17 protein-coding genes and 1 tRNA gene are annotated in these 18,676 nt (G+C 50.3%); 11 read left to right on the top strand and 7 right to left on the bottom strand.

What is annotated here, in order from left to right:
• The first annotated feature begins 2 nt into the window (after window positions 1–2).
• Complete coding sequence (locus tag ABXS88_RS02025) at window positions 3–728, top strand: phosphatase PAP2 family protein (protein ID WP_353673527.1); 726 nt, start codon at window positions 3–5, stop codon at window positions 726–728.
• 71 nt (window positions 729–799) lie between these two features.
• Here ABXS88_RS02025 and ABXS88_RS02030 read toward each other — a convergent pair whose 3' ends face one another.
• The gene (locus ABXS88_RS02030) at window positions 800–937 is read right to left on the bottom strand and encodes a photosystem II reaction center protein K (protein ID WP_353673528.1); all 138 of its coding nucleotides are present in this window, start codon (window positions 935–937) and stop codon (window positions 800–802) included.
• Window positions 938–1,123: 186 nt separating this feature from the next.
• Between ABXS88_RS02030 and ABXS88_RS02035 the strand changes: the two genes are divergently transcribed.
• The 6 genes from ABXS88_RS02035 (at window position 1,124) to trmB (ending at window position 6,553) form a co-directional block, all read left to right on the top strand.
• Entirely contained in the window at window positions 1,124–1,732 is a 609-nt protein-coding gene (locus tag ABXS88_RS02035; RefSeq protein WP_353673529.1) for a hypothetical protein, read from the top strand.
• A complete protein-coding gene (locus tag ABXS88_RS02040; RefSeq protein ID WP_353673530.1) occupies window positions 1,698–2,159 on the top strand; it encodes an NUDIX hydrolase in 462 nt (153 codons plus the stop codon). Before ABXS88_RS02035 ends, ABXS88_RS02040 begins: the two co-directional genes overlap by 35 nt.
• 119 nt (window positions 2,160–2,278) lie before the next feature.
• Window positions 2,279–3,661: a carboxyl-terminal processing protease CtpB gene (gene ctpB, locus ABXS88_RS02045; RefSeq protein ID WP_353673531.1), complete on the top strand. Its 1,383-nt coding sequence runs from the start codon at window positions 2,279–2,281 to the stop codon at window positions 3,659–3,661.
• Between the two features lie 94 nt (window positions 3,662–3,755).
• Window positions 3,756–4,802: a phosphate acyltransferase PlsX gene (gene plsX, locus ABXS88_RS02050; protein ID WP_353673532.1), complete on the top strand. Its 1,047-nt coding sequence runs from the start codon at window positions 3,756–3,758 to the stop codon at window positions 4,800–4,802.
• A 44-nt stretch (window positions 4,803–4,846) separates the two neighbouring features.
• Entirely contained in the window at window positions 4,847–5,845 is a 999-nt protein-coding gene (locus ABXS88_RS02055) for a beta-ketoacyl-ACP synthase III (protein ID WP_353673533.1), read from the top strand.
• Window positions 5,846–5,908: 63 nt separating this feature from the next.
• Complete coding sequence (trmB, locus tag ABXS88_RS02060) at window positions 5,909–6,553, top strand: tRNA (guanosine(46)-N7)-methyltransferase TrmB (protein WP_353673534.1); 645 nt, start codon at window positions 5,909–5,911, stop codon at window positions 6,551–6,553.
• Between the two features lie 10 nt (window positions 6,554–6,563).
• Here trmB and ABXS88_RS02065 read toward each other — a convergent pair whose 3' ends face one another.
• Window positions 6,564–7,244 (bottom strand): potassium channel family protein, encoded by a 681-nt coding sequence (locus ABXS88_RS02065; RefSeq protein WP_353673535.1) that lies wholly within the window; start codon window positions 7,242–7,244, stop codon window positions 6,564–6,566.
• A 149-nt stretch (window positions 7,245–7,393) separates the two neighbouring features.
• Here ABXS88_RS02065 and ABXS88_RS02070 point away from each other — a divergent pair.
• Window positions 7,394–7,474 (top strand) — tRNA-Leu (locus tag ABXS88_RS02070).
• Window positions 7,475–7,755: 281 nt separating this feature from the next.
• Here the strand turns inward: ABXS88_RS02070 and ABXS88_RS02075 are convergent.
• The 4 genes from ABXS88_RS02075 to ABXS88_RS02090 all read right to left on the bottom strand — a co-directional run bounded on the left by ABXS88_RS02075 (window position 7,756) and on the right by ABXS88_RS02090 (window position 13,731).
• Window positions 7,756–10,248, bottom strand: a complete 2,493-nt coding sequence (locus ABXS88_RS02075; protein WP_353673536.1) for a DUF4132 domain-containing protein — start codon at window positions 10,246–10,248, stop codon at window positions 7,756–7,758.
• A 2-nt stretch (window positions 10,249–10,250) separates the two neighbouring features.
• The gene (locus ABXS88_RS02080; RefSeq protein ID WP_353673537.1) at window positions 10,251–10,658 is read right to left on the bottom strand and encodes a hypothetical protein; all 408 of its coding nucleotides are present in this window, start codon (window positions 10,656–10,658) and stop codon (window positions 10,251–10,253) included.
• Between the two features lie 104 nt (window positions 10,659–10,762).
• The gene (locus ABXS88_RS02085) at window positions 10,763–11,287 is read right to left on the bottom strand and encodes an NINE protein (protein ID WP_353673538.1); all 525 of its coding nucleotides are present in this window, start codon (window positions 11,285–11,287) and stop codon (window positions 10,763–10,765) included.
• Between the two features lie 62 nt (window positions 11,288–11,349).
• The gene (locus ABXS88_RS02090; RefSeq protein ID WP_353673539.1) at window positions 11,350–13,731 is read right to left on the bottom strand and encodes an endonuclease MutS2; all 2,382 of its coding nucleotides are present in this window, start codon (window positions 13,729–13,731) and stop codon (window positions 11,350–11,352) included.
• 82 nt (window positions 13,732–13,813) lie between these two features.
• Between ABXS88_RS02090 and ABXS88_RS02095 the strand changes: the two genes are divergently transcribed.
• On the top strand, window positions 13,814–14,275 hold the full coding sequence (locus ABXS88_RS02095; RefSeq protein WP_353673540.1) for a hypothetical protein: 462 nt from the start codon (window positions 13,814–13,816) through the stop codon (window positions 14,273–14,275).
• Window positions 14,276–14,621: 346 nt separating this feature from the next.
• On the opposite strand, the gene ABXS88_RS02100 is transcribed toward ABXS88_RS02095, so the two are convergent.
• Window positions 14,622–15,641 (bottom strand): IS4 family transposase, encoded by a 1,020-nt coding sequence (locus tag ABXS88_RS02100; RefSeq protein WP_353674761.1) that lies wholly within the window; start codon window positions 15,639–15,641, stop codon window positions 14,622–14,624.
• A gap of 202 nt (window positions 15,642–15,843) precedes the next feature.
• Between ABXS88_RS02100 and ABXS88_RS02105 the strand changes: the two genes are divergently transcribed.
• Window positions 15,844–16,836, top strand: coding sequence for a methyltransferase (locus tag ABXS88_RS02105; RefSeq protein ID WP_353673541.1), 993 nt, complete (start codon window positions 15,844–15,846; stop codon window positions 16,834–16,836).
• Between the two features lie 446 nt (window positions 16,837–17,282).
• On the top strand, window positions 17,283–18,674 hold the full coding sequence (locus tag ABXS88_RS02110) for a malic enzyme-like NAD(P)-binding protein (RefSeq protein WP_353673542.1): 1,392 nt from the start codon (window positions 17,283–17,285) through the stop codon (window positions 18,672–18,674).
• The last annotated feature ends 2 nt before the right edge of the window (window positions 18,675–18,676 follow it).

The following is an 18,676-nucleotide window of genomic DNA, read 5'->3' on the forward strand; positions in this document are numbered from 1 at the left end:
CTATGCCTCCTGTCTCTCAACCTCTCCCCTGGCGTAAAGCAGTGGGTAAGTTTCCTCTAATTCTTTGTGTAGCTATTGTGGTTCTAATCGCAACGGTAGGGCCCCAATTCCACGGTGATCGAGAAATAGCCTTCGATATTGCCTTTTTAAAATGGCTTCATCAAATCATTCCGGATAGCTTTGCCCCCTTTTTTCGTTTGACCTATAAAGGAACCGGCATTGCCTTAACCGCAGTGCTAGTGGCCCTGAGCCTTGGTATCTTGCTCTGGAAGCGTCGTTGGCTTGAAGCCCAGTATTTGGCAATGGGCACCCTCGGCATTTTGATTATTGTCGATCAGATCCTCAAACCGCTTTTTAACCGTCGTCGTCCCTTGGAAAGCCTAGTAGAAGTGGATGGCCGCAGTTTTCCCAGTGGCCATGCCACCGGTAACGTAGTCTTTTACTTTTACATCGCTACCTTACTCGCCACCCATTTTCCCCAATACCGTCGCTATATCTTTCTTGGGGCTACAGTTTGGGTCGGGTTGATTGGCCTCAGTAGTATGTACTGTCGAGTCCATTGGGCCAGCGATATTATGGCAGGCTATGCGGTGGGTTATGTCTGGTTGACAGTGACCTTAGCCTGTTTGAAGCGGGCTGATCCAGATACCTACTATTACGGCTACTACGGCAAGCCGGTTCCCCGGACCCAGAAGCCGTCCCTAGAACTGCCTCCAACTGAGCATTAAAAAAGCACCCCTAAGGATGCCCGTTCAGAAAGAGAGATGCAACTCCCCCATTGCAATGCCAAGTTTGCCACTTATTTAAAACCAACGGCGGCTTGCCAAACAAAGGCGAGGGCTAAGAAGAACAGAGGGATGATCGGTAACACATCCACAAGGGGGTCAAAGATTTGATAGGCTTCTGGTAATTTGGCGAATAATAATAGGGTTTCCATTGCTTGAATTCTCTTATCAACAGACGACATTAGCTCTAGATCCTAGCATGAGTTGCCTCGAAGTTCCTGCTTGATCTCTTTCCCGGTGGGGTGTCCAAGGCCTTCCTGAACGGGCTACTATCGAAACGGCCCAGCGTAGAGGATTAGCCCTCTTCAAGTCTTTTGTTAGGTATTGTTAGGTACTGAATGATTAAACACCTATTCACTCGGCTCCACACGAGTCACCGCCTGCAATGTCTGGGGGCGGCCCTCTTGACCGGCCTGGTGTTGAGTTGTAGTTCTTGGAATCCCCTCGGTTTGGCCCAAGGCCAGGTTCAAATTGAACAAATTAGACAAACGCCAGAACCCCGTACCGTCCAAATTCAGGGAACAGTAACCAAGCTAGCTCCTTTTCTTCAGGGGGGGGCCTACCAACTCCAGGATGCGACGGGGAGTATCTGGGTGAAAACAGACCGCCCCTTACCCAAGTCTGGCGAGAATTTAGTGGTGACGGGCCAAGTTAATCGCCAGGTAGTCACAGTGGATCAGACCCAATGGGATGAAGTTTATCTCCAGGAAGTGACCTATAGTGGTGCCACGGCTCCACAACCAAGCCCTCTACCGTCCCCCTCTCCCCAGCCAATCAATTCTCCTAGCATTGCTCCCGTCCCGTCTCCTGTCCCAGCGGTTTCTAGTACCTCTCCTTCACCGCCGCCTTCGGCTTCTATTCCAGCGCCCCCCCAGCCCTCAAAGTCCCCTGCAACGCCAACGCTCAATCTCCATGAACAATTCCTTCCCCATAAACGCCTCAAATAATGTTCCTCGGGAGGTGGCCTTGGCGATTCTTTACCAAGAAGACCGCTACCTATTGCAACTCCGCGATAATATTCCTACCATTCTTTACCCTGGCCATTGGGGCCTCTTTGGCGGCCATTTAGAGACCGGAGAAACACCCCTAGAAGCAGTAAAACGGGAAATTTGGGAAGAAATTCGCTTTTCCTTGGTGGCCCCCCAGTATTTCGATTGCTATAGTGACGAACAAGCAATCCGTCATGTGTTTGCGGCTCCCTTGACCTGTTCCTTAAACGATTTAACGCTCTTAGAAGGCTGGGACTGGGCCTTGGTCACCCCGACAGAGATCAAAACGGGCTGCATTTATTCTCCTAAGGCCCAGGGGGCCTATCCCCTCGGTCAACGACACCAACGAATCCTACTCGATTTTTGTAAGGCCGCATTAAAGTAGTAAAAAGTAGGCATTTTACTGATGGCCCTTCTGTCCTCCCTAAAAATCTTCTTTCCGAGAAAATACGGTTCTTCCCGCCATCTCTCTGCCGAATCTACCCCTTGGTTTGCCTTCCTGCCATGACCCAGCCCGCCGTCTTCTCCCCTTTCCCCCAATGGTTTTTGACCGCTTTCACTGCTTTTAGTTTGAGCCTAGGTGTTTCTAGTGTCTCTGCCCAGACCCTCAGTGCTAGCGCTAATCTGCCTACTGTTCCGCCACCACCAGTCCCTAGTGAAACTAATCTGGCCACTATTGTGCCGCTAGACAATAGCCCCAAGGCTGTAGTCGATGAGGTTTGGCAACTCGTTCAGAATGAATTTATCGGCAAAAACTTCAACCGTAGTGACTGGTTAGCCAAACGTCAGGAACTGCTAAGTGCCTCCTACGCCGACCGCAAAGACGCCTATCGCACTATCACTAAAATCCTGAAGCAGTTGGGCGACCCCTACACCCGTTTTATGGCCCCTGAAGATTTTTCGGCTCTTACCAGTCAAACTTCTGGCGAAATTTCTGGTGTGGGCCTGCAACTAGTGATTGATAAACGTAGTAGCGATCTAGTCGTTGCCGATGCCCTCCGTAACACCCCGGCGGCCAAGGCGGGTATCCTACCTGGAGACCGTTTAATTCGCATTGATGGCAAACCGACAGCTCTAATGAACTTGGAACAAGCGAGCCAAGCCATCCAGGGAGACGTGGGCACGGAAGTGAACCTACAACTCTCCCGCCAGGGCAAGGGAGTCTTTACCGTAACCCTGCAACGGGTGCAAATTGAGCTTGATGCCGTCACCTACAGCGTCAAACAGGACGGCAACCTACGGGTCGGCTATATCCGGCTAGATGAATTTAGTTCCCATGCTGCTGAACAGATGAAAGCGGCCATTGAAGCCCTGAATAACCAAAATATCACGGGTTATATTCTCGATCTGCGGGGCAATCCTGGTGGGCTTCTCTTTGCCAGCGTAGATATTGCTCGATTCTGGCTAGACCGGGGAGAAATTGTGAGTACCATCGACCGCAAAGGGGGTGACCGTCATTTTTCGGCTAACGGCACCCGTCTGACCAGTCTACCCCTAGTAATCTTAGTCAATCAGCGTTCTGCCAGTGCCAGCGAAATTCTGACTGGGGCCCTGAAGGAAAATGGCCGGGCTACCATTGTCGGAACCGAAACCTACGGTAAGGGAACGGTTCAGTCTGTTCACTCCCTGTCCGACGGTTCTGGCCTCGCTGTTACCATTGCCCACTACTACCCACCCAGTGGAACGGATATCAACCAGAAGGGCATCAGTCCGGATATTTATCTGGATTTATCCTCGGAGCAGCAACTCCAACTCCGCAATGACCCCTCCCTCGTGGGAACTGCCGCCGACCCCCAGTATAACCGGGCCCTAACCGTACTTAAGCGTCATCAGGCCAGCCTGGGAGAACCACCATTGATGCCTAAATCCGTTGGTATCCGTCCCTAGGGGTTTCTGTATCGGTAGAGGAATTTTTACCGGAAAATTTTAGTTTTGCCGAGGGGGTCTGCTACAATTCTCTTGGCTTTCATCACATTGACCAATGGCAGGAACGCGCGCAAGAATTGCATTAGATGCGATGGGGGGAGACCATGCTCCCGATGAAATTATTGCCGGGGCGGTTCGCGCTGGCGCGGAGCTAGATGTTGAGATCCTCTTGGTGGGTGACCGAGCCCAGATTGAAGCTTATCTAGAGCAGCACCCCAGTACCCCGCAAAATTTGACCATTGTGGATGCGGAGGGGGTTGTCTCCATGGAAGAAGAACCGCTGACTGCTCTACGTCGCAAGCCCAAGGCCTCGATCAATGTGGCGATGAATCTCGTTAAGGAAAACCAAGCGGACGCGGTTGTCTCCGCCGGTCACTCTGGGGCCGCCATGGCCTCAGCCTTGTTACGACTAGGACGGCTCAAGGGGATAGACCGCCCAGCCATTGGTACCGTTTTTCCGACAATGTTGGCTAATAAGTCGGTGATTGTCCTGGATGTCGGGGCCAACGTAGATTGTAAGCCCAAATATTTAGAACAATTTGCCCTAATGGGCACCATCTACAGCAAGTATGTTCTGGGTACAGAAAATCCCAAGGTGGGCCTGCTTAATATTGGGGAAGAACCCACTAAGGGTAACGACCTAGCCCTGCAAACCTACCAGCGTCTAGCGGCTAACTCAGAAATTCCCTTTGTGGGCAATGCGGAAGGACGAGATATTCTTTCTGGCAACTTTGATGTGATTGTCTGTGATGGTTTTGTCGGCAATGTGGTGCTCAAGTTTGCCGAGGCTGTCGGAGAAATTATCCTCAGCATTTTTAAAGAAGAATTGCCCCAAGGGTGGCGGGGAGCTGTGGGGACGGCCCTGCTGAAACCCAATTTAAAACGCATTAAACAGCGGATCGACCATGCAGAACATGGGGGAGCCCTGTTATTCGGGGTTGACGGCATCTGTATTATCAGCCACGGTAGTTCTCGTGCCCCTTCTATCTTTAATGCTATTCGCCTGGCGAAGGAGGCCTACGATAATCGCGTGTCCGAGCGCATTCATGCCTGGACAGCCGGCCTAACAGAAACCGAAACGGTTCCTAGTCTAGAGGCCTAGGGTATCTCTTGATATCAGCACGACACCAGTAGGAGAACAGTAACTTGACTAGCGTGGGAGCCGGGGTGAGGGTCATAGGCAGTGGAGCAGCCACGGCCCCCCAATGCTTGACCAATGAAGATCTAAGCCAGATGGTCGATACCTCCGATGAATGGATCTGGACAAGAACGGGCATCGGTCAACGCCAGCTTTGTACGGAGGAAACCTCCTTGGCGATGCTAGCGGCCGAAGCAGGACGACAGGCCCTGTCGGCTGCTCAGCTAGATCCCCAGGCCTTGGATCTAATTATTCTAGCCACTTCAACACCAGATGATTTGTTTGGTAGTGCAGGCCAGGTTCAACAACTGCTGGGGGCTGAGCGAGCCGTTGCTTTTGATTTAACCGCTGCCTGTTCTGGTTTTGTCTTTGCCTTGACGACAGCGGCCCAGTTTATTCGCACAGGGGCCTATCGAAATATCCTAGTGATTGGCGCGGATGTTCTATCTCGTTGGGTAGACTGGTCAGATCGCAGTACCTGTGTTTTGTTTGGGGATGGGGCCGGTGCGGTACTTCTCCAGGCCAGCGACGAAACCGATAATCTCTTGGCCTTTGATCTCTATACCAATGGTTCTCTGAATAGTTGCCTTAATCTGCCCTATCAGGGCCAGCCAAAAACCCTGATCGCGGATAAACAGGTGACCCAGGGTAATTATCAACCCATTTCGATGAATGGCCGCGAGGTCTATCGTTTTGCGGTGGCCCGGGTTCCCGAAGTAATCGAAAAGGTATTATTTCAGGCCCAATGCCAGACCAGTGACATCGATTGGCTCATTTTGCACCAGGCCAACCAACGTATTATGGACGCGGTTGGGGAACGCTTAAAAATTCCTGCCGAGCGTATTCTGAGTAACTTAGCCCACTACGGCAATACCTCCGCCGCCTCCATTCCCCTGGCCCTGGATGAAGCGGTGCGTCAAGGTAAAATTAAACCTGGAGACCTACTGGCTCTGTCAGGTTTTGGGGCCGGCCTGAGCTGGGGAGCGGCCCTCCTACGTTGGGGTTGAGCTCCTGTTGCCTACTGTCCTCGGTTCTATCCTCTGAAACTGTGCTAATTCCAGGAGTTTCCCTTGGCCCGAGTCCGCGTCCGTCAACACGTTAATCCCCTCAGTCAAAAATATCGTACTCCCATTGCTTGTCCCGACTGGTCAATGATTTATGCTGATGGGGGCCGGCCCTTGCACTTGGATATTGGCTGTGCCCGAGGCAAGTTTTTACTAAACCTGGCCCAAGCGCAAACCGATTGGAATTTTCTGGGAGTGGAAATCCGAGAGCCTTTAGTCCTTGAAGCGAATGAACAGGTCGTACACCTCGGGCGAAACAATGTCCATTTTCTTTTTGGCAATATTAATATCGCGCCCCTTCTATTTTTACAGGCCCTAGCACCGAACCTCAGGCGCGTTTCCATTCAATTTCCCGACCCCTGGTTTAAACAACGCCACAGTAAACGCCGAGTCATGCAACCAGAACTGGTGGTGGCCCTAGCCCAGGTACTTCCCCTCGGCGGCCAGGTGTTTATCCAGTCTGATGTGCTGGCCATGGCCGAAGCAATGGGGGCCCGCCTAGCTGAACAGCCCTGTTTCCAGCGAACCCATCATGACCCTTGGTTAGCGGAGAATCCTTTTTCTGTGCCGACGGAACGAGAAATCGCTTGTGCCAAGCTTGGCCGGCCGGTTTACCGTTTACTCTTTGAGAAATCAGACTCGATAACTTGAGAAATTTGTATTAGCTGTCAGTCTTATCTTCTAGGGAGTAGAGACTGACCAGGCGAGCAATAAACACGGCTGGATAAAGTTGGCCGATAATCGCTTCCATATTCGTTAATCCCATGGAGACTGAGCTGGTGGGAGTGATATCGCCGTAGCCAAGGGTGGTTAGGGTTGTAAAACTGAAGTAGAGCAGACTAAAACGGGGATCCGTCGGCAGGGCCTCTAGATCCAAAAAAGCATCAGGAGAAAACTGAAAAACAACTTGGTAAAGTAAAGTCCAAACAATTCCTATCAGCAGATAGACGGAGACGCCACCAATAACGACATCTGCGTTAACGTGATTGACATGGATTAAGTGAAGCGAAAGAAAAATCACCGCCGCTCCGAGGAAACAGATGAATAGAACAAGACTTCCTAGGGCACAGGCCTGGTTAAACGGGTGCTCATGATTCAAATCACCAACCATGCCCAGAACTAAGGCCAAGAGACCCAGAATTTGTAAACAATGCCTGAAAAAATTAGAGAGGGGGAAGGTTCTCACCGCCAGGATAGTAGTGAAGCTAAACAGGGGAATTAAGACAAAGGTGTCGAGAAACCAGAGGTCAAAAAAAGAAATGGAAAAGAACAGTAAGAGGATCGACCAAAGTAGTTGACGATAGCGGCGAGTATTGACGGGGGAAACACCAAATTTCAGCACGGGTACCAGTTCCTCCTAGGGGTCAGTGGGGCCAGTCGTTGACTGCGGGCCATTATAAAAGCCTGGCGGAAGGGAGACGCCTCTTCATTGCCGAATATTGAGGCTTGTGTTTTATCTAAAAGTTATGCTAGACTTAGTTCTGCTCTAACGCGGATGTGGCGGAATTGGTATACGCGCACGTTTGAGGGGCGTGTGGCTTTGCCTTGCGAGTTCGAGTCTCGCCATCCGCATACCAATCCATAATCAACAATCTTTACTGGGCAATGTCTATCATTGTCCTTTTTAATTTTTTATTGGGTCAAAAAGGAATCTAATACCAATCCTCCAAGTTATCGCTACAGATTTTTACCCCTCCGCCTACGGCATCTCCCCTTTGCAAGGAGAAGACGGATGGGGTCAGTCGTGTAGCTGGGCTTCAAAGATTTAGTATAAGCCCGCGCTGGCGGGCCATCTGCATGGGCCCCCAGGGCCGTCTCCGTGGGAGGAAGCAGTATGGTTCCAGGGCCAAGGCCTAGGGTTGAATTTGACGAAGAATAGTCTGGTCGGTGATCTTCCTATCTTCAGCCAGAAGAAAAGCTTTACTTAAAATAACCGCTAGGGTTTTATCTCCTTCAAAGGGCAGAAAAATGGGTTCGCTCCCCCCGCCCCGCTCTGGTGCTTTGACAATGCAAAGATATTGATCGCTGGGTTCCATCAGGATGTTGCCGCTACCCAAATGAATTTTATAGGTACGCAAGTCCCCCCGAACCACCAGAAAACGCTCTTGGAAGGAACAACGGTCACGAATCTTTTTCAGGCGGGGAATCAAGGCCTCTAGCACTTGACGCCGGGTTTGGGCCGTGGCGGACAACTCCCCAAAGGAATAGTCGTGCCAATAGACTTGATGACGACCTTCCGGGCCCCCATCGGCCCAGTTGGGGTCATTCCCCACGCTAGCCACTCCCACAAACAAATCCACATCCCGCAGGACTTCCGACAACACCAGGGCCGGAATTACTGTAAGGGGGAGGGGGTCAAAGGGGGTTTGCCGAAATATACCGTAGCCCCCACCGGCCGCATGGGCATAGTTTTCTGGGGCCTCGATAGGATAAAAACGGACTTGGTCGGTAGTCAGATAGAGAAAGGTACCCGAGTCATTGGTGTCACTGCCGTACTGGTCGCCAATGCCTTCAATCCAGAATTCAGCCCGTAAATTCCATTGCGGTAAAATCAGACAGGCGGGAGGATAGTCGTCGTCCACCAGCAGGCGCAGTTTATTTTTCCAGCCCTGCTGGGCACAGAGGGCATTGAATTGGTGTTGTTTGAGGATGTGGGCCGCAAAGCGATTGGAATAAACGCGGGTGGTTTCCTCCGCTGGGGTAAGAAGATAAATTTCTCGATGGGCCTGTTTAAAGGGCTGTTGAATTTGCCGTTCCATTAACCAACTACGCCAGGCCTGAATCATCTCCGGGCTTGCATTGATGGGGTGCCACAGGGTGACCTTTGTTTCAGCGGTTAACCAGGGAATAACTTCCCCGGCTCGGTCTCGTAGGGCCCCGTCGTACCAAATTCCCACAGCATGGTTTTCTCCTAGTTCCAATTGCCATAGGAGTCGCCGGGCCAGACAGCCCATGAGGGGGTGATCGAGGTAGCGTTCCTGCCAGGTCGCGAAATCCCAGGCCCTGGGTTGTTGGTAGAGAGCCTCTAGGCGCTGGGCCTGGGCCGGCAACATTTTTTGAATATCTTTTTCGGCCTGTTTTAAGGCCTTCAGTTCGTCGGCATATTCAGTCTTAACGGCCTGGGGAACGGATTTTTGCGGTTTACCAGCGGCATTCCGCCAACTCAGTGTGGTACTGTGAGTTCCCGTGACCACCAGTTCCGCCGTAAAATCTCCGAAGGTTTCCCGCCGCCGTCCGACTTCTGTCAGGCCATAGGTGGGAACCGACAATTCTTCAATTTCTTCTCGGGAAATACCCGCCCGGTTGGCCGTTTCTACAAAGGCTTTTTCGATGCCCTTTTGGGCCGTCCCAAATTTAACACGCACCTTGAGCAGGGCCAGTTGGGCCATGGCCTCGGCGGTCGGCATCTGGCTCAAGGCCCAGATACAGGCATTGCCTAATTTGACACAGCGGGGGCCAATCTGGGGAACTTTGCGGTAGGCCGAAATCGCCAGAGAACTCAAGGCCCGAGCGAGGCTTGCATCTTCCAGGTCGGCACAGAGCCACACCAAGGCCCGTAGGATCTCCGCATTTTGATCGGCGATCAGATCAACCATGCCTCGCCAATCTACCAAGGGCTTTGTCCGTGGCCGATCCACTGGGGGAAACCAGCTTAATAGGGCCTGTTTAAACGACTCAAGGCCAATACTGTCTCGATAGCCTTGGGCCATTTTGAGCCATTTAGCACTGGGTTTACTGCCAGAAAGCGTTGCACTGCTTTTTAGGAGGGCCCGCCACGGTTCAGCCTGGGCATCGGATAGCGTTGCGAGAAACAATAGAGCCTGGTCGGCCCAGGGTTCCCCTGCTAGAAGGGGATATCTATCAGCCTTGTCTGGCAATAATTGACGGAGTTTGGCCGCCGATTTTCGTTGAGAGGCCCCCAGGCCCTCTAGGCGTTGGCAAACCGTTTCAACAGTAGCGCTGAGTTCAGGGGTGATAGGATGTTCCTTGAGATAATGGCCGATGAGGTGGGGAAGTCGCTCCGTCCCAGCAGCATAAAGGAGGTACTGCTCGTTTTCCATAGCCTTGAGCAGTTCGAGAATTTCCGCTAAAGACAAGGGTAATTTTTGCTTGAGCAACTGAAATAGGGCGTTAACAATCACCCAAATTTTATGCTGGTGGACTCCCTGGCCATTGGCTTGATACCAACGTAAAAGGGCCAGGGCCATTTGGGCTTGCTCTGGAGGGTCAAGATGACTAAAAAACTCTACGGGGGACAAGCCCGGCTGAAGAAAGGCTAGATTATTTTCGCGCAGAAGGGTAGCGATCATTTCTTGACAGAAATCATCTGTTAAGGAGCCAGCCATGGTTAACCTCCGACCAAGGGCACTAATTTTAGAAAGGTGACGGTTGTTTCTGGGGTAATGGTAATTTCATCCTCGAGTTCCGTGAGTTGCTCTTCGCCAACCAGAATCAGAAAGCCATTATTTTCAAAGGCTTGTAAGGCCTTAGAAAATTGTTGCTCCCAATCCAACTGCCGGGGTTGACGGAGGCGATAACCATTGAGACTGCGTTCTGTGTCCGTGGGCTGTACCAGTCCCTTAAAATAGTCTGGTTGGCGAGTATTAAAATCCTTCACTTCTTGGTAAACCCGACTCCGAATTACTTCTCGAACTGTAATGCACTCAGTCAAAAAATCTAAAACGAAACAGGACTCTTGCTTGGAGTTTTCAAGGTCAAGAGTATTGGCATCCTGGATTTTTAAGCTGTTTCCCATGGGCGTTACCGTTGATTTACCTTCAAAATACTCAATCAGTCCTTATTAGTTCTGTGAATTTTTGTAAATAAATGAGGCGGTCTTTAAACCGGCAATCAGCCAGCTTAGATATCAAAGTAGTAACGCACAGAACCCGTCTCTGGATCGTTGCCCACATGGACAATCCCCTTCTTCATGGCCTCCCGTAACAGAGTTTCCACTTCACTGGCTTCTAGGCCGGTAATAAGTATGGCTTGAGCCAGGGACAACACTCCTTGTTGCTGGGCCGCTCCTTCAATCAAACGATGTAGGGCACTCTTTTCTGGTTGTTTAGGGGTTTGCAGGGTACTCTGCAGTTTCTGGTCAAGACGGTCAATTTTCTCCAGTACTTGATGACTTAGATGGAGCGGGCCGTACCCACTGTCCTGGGGCAGAAACATGCGGAAGTCTCGATTACGGGACTGTACCATGCCGGGGATGAGAAACAGGTCAAGGAATTGGCCCACGAAACACAGGCCACCGCTAAAAAACCAGAGAATGCCGGTGATGGGTTTGCCGAGATAGAAACGATGAATGCCGCAAAAACCAAAACAGCCGCAGGCCCAGAGCAGATAGGCAATGGCCATGTTTTTTTCGGTGGGAGGAGTCATGGGAAGGAGATCCGCTTTTCCCTAGAATTCTAACCAACCTATTTTCGGATTGGCCGGTCGTTTCATTGGAGATAGGCCAAGGTGACACCGGCCCCGCCTTCCTCAGAAGAAGCCAACTCAAAACGCTCGACCTGGGGATGATGACTCAGGAAAGCATGAACGCCTTCTCGAAGTTTCCCCGTACCCTTACCGTGGATAATCCACAGCACCCCTTGGTCGTCAGCACGACGCAGGGCCGCCTCTAACTGGCTTTCGGCCATTTCTACCCGCTGGCCCCGGAGATCTATAGTATTTCGCTCGGTTCTCACCAAAACCGGGGCCGCTTTAACTGGAGGTGGGGGCGGGGAGGCCGGCTTGGGGGGTGGTTCTACTTTTTTGCCATCTAGGGATTCAATCTCCGTCAGAGGTAGGGTCATCTTCATCAGGCCAAATTTGACACTGACTTCCCCGGCAGCTTCCGAAAGTTGGGTGACTTCAGCGGTTTGGCCCAGGCTGGGGAGGCGCACCCGTTCTCCCACTTTGGGTAGGTAACCCAGAGGTTTGGCTTGGGTTTTGGCCTGCTCCTTAGCCACAATTTGATTCAGGGCCTCGGTGGCCTGTTGGGCTTTTTGTCCTGAGGGTTTCCCCCGCTGGAGTTGGCGAATCACCTGGGCAATTTCGGCCTTGGCGGCCAGGATCGCCTGCTGTATTTCCTGTTCTTGGTATTGTTTGAGTTCCCGTTCCCGCGCCTGGAGGGCCGTGGCCTTGCGGGACACTTCTTGATAAAAGACCTCGGTCTGCTGGAGCAGTTTTTGGGCATTCGAAGCCTTGGCTTCCTGCTCCCGACGCTGACTTTCTAGCCCCGCAATCACCTGATTAATCTCTTCAGAAAATCCCCCTAATCGCTGTTTGGCTGTTTCAACAATCTCTGGATGTAGGCCCAGACGCTGGGCAATGGTGAGAGCATTGGAGCGGCCGGGAATGCCCCAGAGCAGACGATAGGTGGGGGAAAGGGTCTGGTCGTCAAATTCCACTGAAGCATTTTCAAAGCGTTCATCCTGGTACTTCAGGGCCTTGAGTTCGCCGTAGTGGGTACTCACCAGGGTCAGGTGGGCATGATCCGCCAGATATTGTAACAGCGCAATGGCTAGGGCACTACCTTCCACGGGATCTGTACCAGCCCCAACTTCATCCAACAGCACCAGGGCCGAGGTCAGACCTTCAGGAGACTGCTTCAAAGCCGCAATAATGCGAATAATCCGACGAATATGCCCCGAAAAAGTCGATAAACTCTGCTCTAGGGATTGCTCATCGCCAATATCGGCAAGTATCTGCTCTAACCAGGGAATTTCGATCGGTTCCTTGGCAGGTAGGTAAAGGCCAACCTTCGCCATCAACATCGCCAAACCGAGGGTCTTGAGGGTAACGGTTTTGCCTCCTGTATTCGGGCCCGTGATGGCAATGACCCGAATTTTCGGATCAATCTGAACTGTAATGGGGACTACTTCAGGCCCTTTCTCCCGTTTCTGTTTCCAGACCAGCAGGGGATGGCGTAATTGCCGCAGAGTAATCGCTTGCTCTCGTGTGACCCATTGGGGGGGATTCCCTTCTAACCAAAGGCTATAGCGCAGACGAGCCGTGGCTAAATCGAGGCGAGTGGCAACGATCAACAGATGTTCCAGGTCTTCTAAACAGGCCCCGACCCGGTCACTTAGTTGGCGCAGAACAATTTCTTCTTCTACCTGCTCCTGACGACGGGCCTGACGAAGTTTATTGCCTAAATCCACAATGGCCTGGGGTTCGACGTAGAGGGTCGCCCCACTGCTGGAGGTATCGTGAATAATGCCGGGAATCTGTTCCTTATGACTGGCCTTGATGGGAATAACAAAACGGTCATCCCGTTGGGTAATCACGGCCTCTTGAACTGCACTTAGTTGGCGTTGCAGAAGACGATGCAGTTTTTGATAAATTTGGTCGCGGATATCCTTAAGTTTTTGACGAATGCCTGCCAGTTTGGCACTGGCCCGGTCAGCTACTTTGCCGGCCTCATCAATACAGTGGTGGATCTCCTGCTCCAGTTCAGGATAGGTACGAACATCCTCAACCAGGGCCATGAGACAAGGCAAATCTTCCTGGCCCTCGATTACCCGCCGCAAGCGTCTAACCCCGGCCAAGGTAGTGGCAATGGCCAATAGCTCAGGGCCAGACAGCAATCCTCCCAATTCCGCCCGCTCCAAGGCCTCAGTAATATCTGCAATGCCATTAAATTTCCAGTTGCTGTTTAGACTGGCCTCAATGCGTTCTACTTCCTGGGTTTGATTCAACAAGGTACGGCTTTCGGCTTCCGTCTCCGGGGGCAGGAGTTGTTGGGCCGCGACTACCCCCAAGGACGTTTCCGCAAAGGTCGAGAGATGATGGCAAAGGCGGTTCCATTCCAGCAGGGAGAGTGTTTCGGCTTGAATCAAAGGGGCACCCGGTCAAAAGTCTGCATCCTCCAAAATAGCAATAAACTTAGAGAATATCAGAAGAAAATCAACCCATCTGCCCATGCTTTTACTCCCCATCTCCGCTGGCCTCTTGAGCCTGGCCCTAACGACCCAGTCCGCCCCTCTACCAACTATCCCGGTCGCGCAATCCCTCTGGCTAAGCCAAAAAGCCACGACCGCCAGTGATCTTCTGCTTAAGCTTCCCCGGCCTAAAGGCGCCCCCAGCAAACTTCAGACCCTGTTCATGGCCAATGCCTACCAACAACAGGGCCTCAACTTTCAAACCAAGGGATTACCGGCCCCTACGGTGGACTTCTACCGTCAGGCCCTAACGAAATTGGGCTACCAGGAAAGAACCATCAACGCCACCCAGGGCGATTGGGGTTTTAGTATTGTTTTTGATACACCTACGAGTATTAACCTGGCCCCCAAAGATAGTAGTAAGAAAGTGGTTTTGGTCATTCAGGGCACCATGATTGGCCCTGATACGATCAACCTCAACCTCCGCTGTGAAGAAATCTAGGCCTGGTTTAATGGCGAGAAAACAGGTAGAAAATCTTTGGCTGTTTTGATCTGTCTAATGCAGTTTACAAGGATTTTCTGTATAGTTATCTGTCTAGTTGCTCACTAAGCTGGAAAAGCAAGCAAGATTTCATAGTAGCTTCTAGTTCAGTAAAGTACTGATTGATTTTTGAATGCCTTATTAAGCGAGGGTCTTACTCGAGGATCCTGTACCTCACTTAGTAAAAACTACTATGAGGAATTTACTAAGCCTTTGTATCTTTATCTAAAAGGTTCTAATCAGAAATATTGAATGGTTTATTTGAACCACCAAGGAATAGACACAACGATTCTGTAAAAGCCCAGATTCAACAATTTACCACTAACTCTCTTAGCCAGTGTACATAACTTATTTTTTCACACATAAATGCCTGTAAATACCGTAGCTTATCTAATAAAGATTCCCCAAACTCTTTCGGAATTCTTACCAATCTCAACATTAAATATCCAATCAGGCAACTATAAATCTGAATCTCTATTCCGTTTGTATTTTTAGTGATTAGCCTGTCCAACTTTAAGTGCATTTTTAAGAACTTCCATAATAGTTCTATTTGCCAACGCAATCGATAAAACTCAGCTATCTCTTCATTACTTATTCCTCCCTCTCCCTCTTCTGGTAAATTTGTTGCCAACCTAAACTCTGTTCTTTCTTCTCTATCACTAAATACTACTACTCTTCCTTCTAGCTTTTCCTTCCCACTTCCTATTTCATACTTTCCATTTTCCAGCATATTTAAGCTTATATTGTTCTTTGTTCTTAACACAAAGTAACGCTCTTTCTCTTCTTGCAGTTTTGCTATTCTTGCTAGACTACAAAATCCTCTATCCATTATCCCAACTCCATTCTCTGGCGTTGCTTCTATCGTTTCATTCCCATATTTACTATCATGCCCTTGACCAAAATTAATTACTATTCCTCCTGGGGCTCCTGTGTCTAAATTAATCCCACTAAATAGTTTTACCTGATGATGTCCTTGTCTCCATAATAATTTGCTCGTTAACGATATCACTGTTGAGTCCAGTGGAAACAAAACCAGTTCCCTTTTTTCTGGTTCTCGAGAGACTTCTACTTCTTTTTTTAGCTTTTTTAATATTTCTTTAAAAACCTTTGGGTTTCGCTTTTTACTTGCTTTTGAGAAGGTCGATATATCTACTGACTCTCCTCTCGCGTTTAATCTCTTGAATTGACTTCTCATGCTTGTTTGGCTTTGGTCTAGCACGAAACTTAGCCAAATTGAGACAAACTTAAAGGTGTCCAGTTCTGGATAATCCTTTTTGGGCAAGTGACCCAGATGCTTTTGCACAACTTGAGGAAAGTTTGATATAATCATATTCAGTTATTTTGATTTTGTGCCCCTAATTATACAAGTTTAGGGGCTTTACCTTTTTGATTTTCTTCTAACATTCAACACTTCTGGGTTCTAATATATCCTTTTATACACAGGCTTTAAAGACAAAATGATGCAGACATCATCTCAAGTTGAAACGACTTCAATGTCATCTCAGGCCATGGAATCACCTCCACCGCAAATGGCCCTGATGCAAATGATCACTAGCTATTGGGTGTCACAATCTATTTACGCCGCGGCTAAGCTTGGCATTGCTGACCATTTAGCCACTGGAGAAAAGAGCTACAAAGAGCTGGCAACAGTAACCTATACCCATGAGCAGTCTCTCTATCGTCTGTTGCGGGCCCTGGCCAGTGTAGGCATCTTCACTGAAACGTCAGTAGGACAATTTGCCATGACACCGTTATCAGCTTTTCTCCAGAGTGATACTCCCAGCTCCTTGCGAGATGTCGCGATCATGATGGGGGATCGTGAACACTATGGCAGTTGGGGCAACATTTTGCACGCCATTAAGACGGGTAACAGCGGATTTGAGCAACTTTTTGGCATGAATGTGTTTGAGTATTATGCTCAAAACCCTGAACCTGCTGACATTTTCGACCGGGCGATGACGAGTTTTTCTAGTATTGAAAATGCCGCCGTGAGTTCGGATTATGACTTCTCATCTATCAATACTCTGGTGGATGTGGCTGGTGGTCATGGTAGTTTGCTGACCTCTATCCTGAAAGCCAATCCCAGCCTGAATGGGATTTTGTTTGATATGCCAGAGGTAATTGAGCGGGCCAAGGCTCACATGGCAACCAGTGGAGTCAGCGATCGCTGCCAATTATTGAGCGGCAACTTTTTTGAATCCGTTCCTGGTGGAGCAGATGCCTATATTCTTAAACACATCATCCATGATTGGGACGATGAACGGGCGGCAGTCATACTCAAGCAATGCCATCAGGCCATGGCAAATAATGGCAGAGTTTTGGTTGTAGAGCAAGTCATTCCTCCTGGGAACGATCCCTTTGTCGGCAAACTTTTAGATGTCAATATGTTAGTGATGTGTCCCGGCGGCAAGGAGCGCACATCAGAGGAATTCCGCGCTCTATTGGCTCAAGCTGGATTTAACATGACCCGAATTGTCCCGACCCAAGGCCTTGTCAGCGTTATCGAAGGTATAAAGATGTAAATCGCACCCTAATGATCGATGGAAACTGGCTACCCCAAGGAGAGTTAACCCATGCAAAGTGGGAGAGCCCCCTACTGTTGTCGATGCTGACTTGGCAGTTTCGGACACAGAATAGCCTGGCCCTCTGGCCCACTCATCTTTCTAAGGGATTGCTTGTCCTTCGGCAGGGGGCCTGGACGAGATAGTTTCAACCCATGACAGGGGTGATGATCTTAGAAATCTTGATTTTAGGGAGTATTGTTGCCGCTTGGTTGATTTCCCTACTGAAATAATCAGTAATAATCAGTGTTGGATTGAGTTGAAAGTTCAGACCTGTGCATTAACGCTTTCTTCGTACCCAGAAAGCTGAGCGATGACTTCTCCTCATTTTTGTGCCCCAGCTTGCAGGGGGGAGTCAGTCTATTCGCTATGCTGAATGATCGAGAATTTCTTTGCCTGAAACCAGCATGGCCAATTTAACCCCTAATCCCAGCTATAGTCTTAACCTCCGCCTTGAATTACCCAACCAATCGGGCACCCTGGCCCGTGTTACCCAGGCCATTGCCGACCAAGGGGGTAGTTTTGGTCAAATCTCCCTCATTGACAGCAACCTCAAAATTACCCAACGAGAGATTACTGTTAATGCCTCTAGTGAAGAGCATGCCGATAGGATTGTGGAAGCGGTTAAAGGCCTAGAGGGGATCCAGTTACTCAGTGTATCTGACCGAACCTTTGACCTGCACCAAGGGGGCAAAATCACTGTCCAAAGTCGTATTCCTCTAACCGCCCAATCGGACTTGGCCATGGCTTATACTCCTGGGGTTGGCCGCATTTGCAAGGCCATTGCCCAGGATCCCGAACAGGTTTATAAGCTGACCATTAAGCGTAATACAGTGGCCGTCGTGACCGATGGCAGTGCGGTTTTAGGTCTGGGAAATCTTGGCCCTGAGGCGGCCCTGCCGGTGATGGAAGGCAAGGCCATGCTCTTTAAGGAGTTTGCGGGCATTGATGCTTTTCCCATTTGCCTAGCGACCCAGGATACGGAGGAAATTATTACAGCGGTTAAACAGATTGCTCCTGTCTTTGGTGGGGTGAACCTAGAGGATATTGCGGCCCCCCGCTGCTTTGAAATTGAGGCTCGTCTGCGGGCGGAATTGAATATTCCCGTTTTCCACGACGACCAACATGGCACCGCTATTGTTACTCTGGCGGCCCTCTTCAATGCTCTCAAACTGGTTCATAAAACTCTCGAAAGTGTCCGTATTGTGATCAATGGGGCCGGGGCCGCAGGCCTGGCCATCGCCGCTCTCTTGCAAAAAGCCGGAGCTACCAACATTTGGATTTGTGATTCTAAAGGGATTTTGTCCAAAGCCCGGACTGACCTCAATCCCCAAAAATTGGCCTACGCGGTTGAGGCTCAGGGAAGCCTCGCCGATGCGATGCAAGGGGCCGATGTCTTTCTGGGGGTCAGTGCGCCGGGGGTGGTTTCCCCGGTTATGGTACGTTCCATGGCCCAGGAGCCGATTGTCTTTGCCATGGCTAATCCAATTCCCGAAATTCAACCGGAGCTCATTCACGATGACGTTGCCGTGATGGCCACAGGGCGCAGTGACTATCCCAATCAAATTAACAATGTCTTGGCCTTCCCTGGTGTCTTTCGTGGGGCTTTGGACTGCCGTGCTCGCACGATTACGGATACGATGTATTTAGAAGCCGCAAAGGCCATTGCTTCACTGGTCTCTCCCAGTACCCTAGACCGAGAACATATTGTCCCCTCCGTCTTTGATGCTCGGGTGGCCAGCACCGTTGCCAGTGCCGTACTATTGGCAGCACGAGCTGAGGGAATTGCCGCTTGCTAATG

Origin of the sequence: Synechocystis sp. LKSZ1, assembly GCF_040436315.1 — a bacterium.
Lineage (GTDB): Bacteria > Cyanobacteriota > Cyanobacteriia > Cyanobacteriales > Microcystaceae > Synechocystis.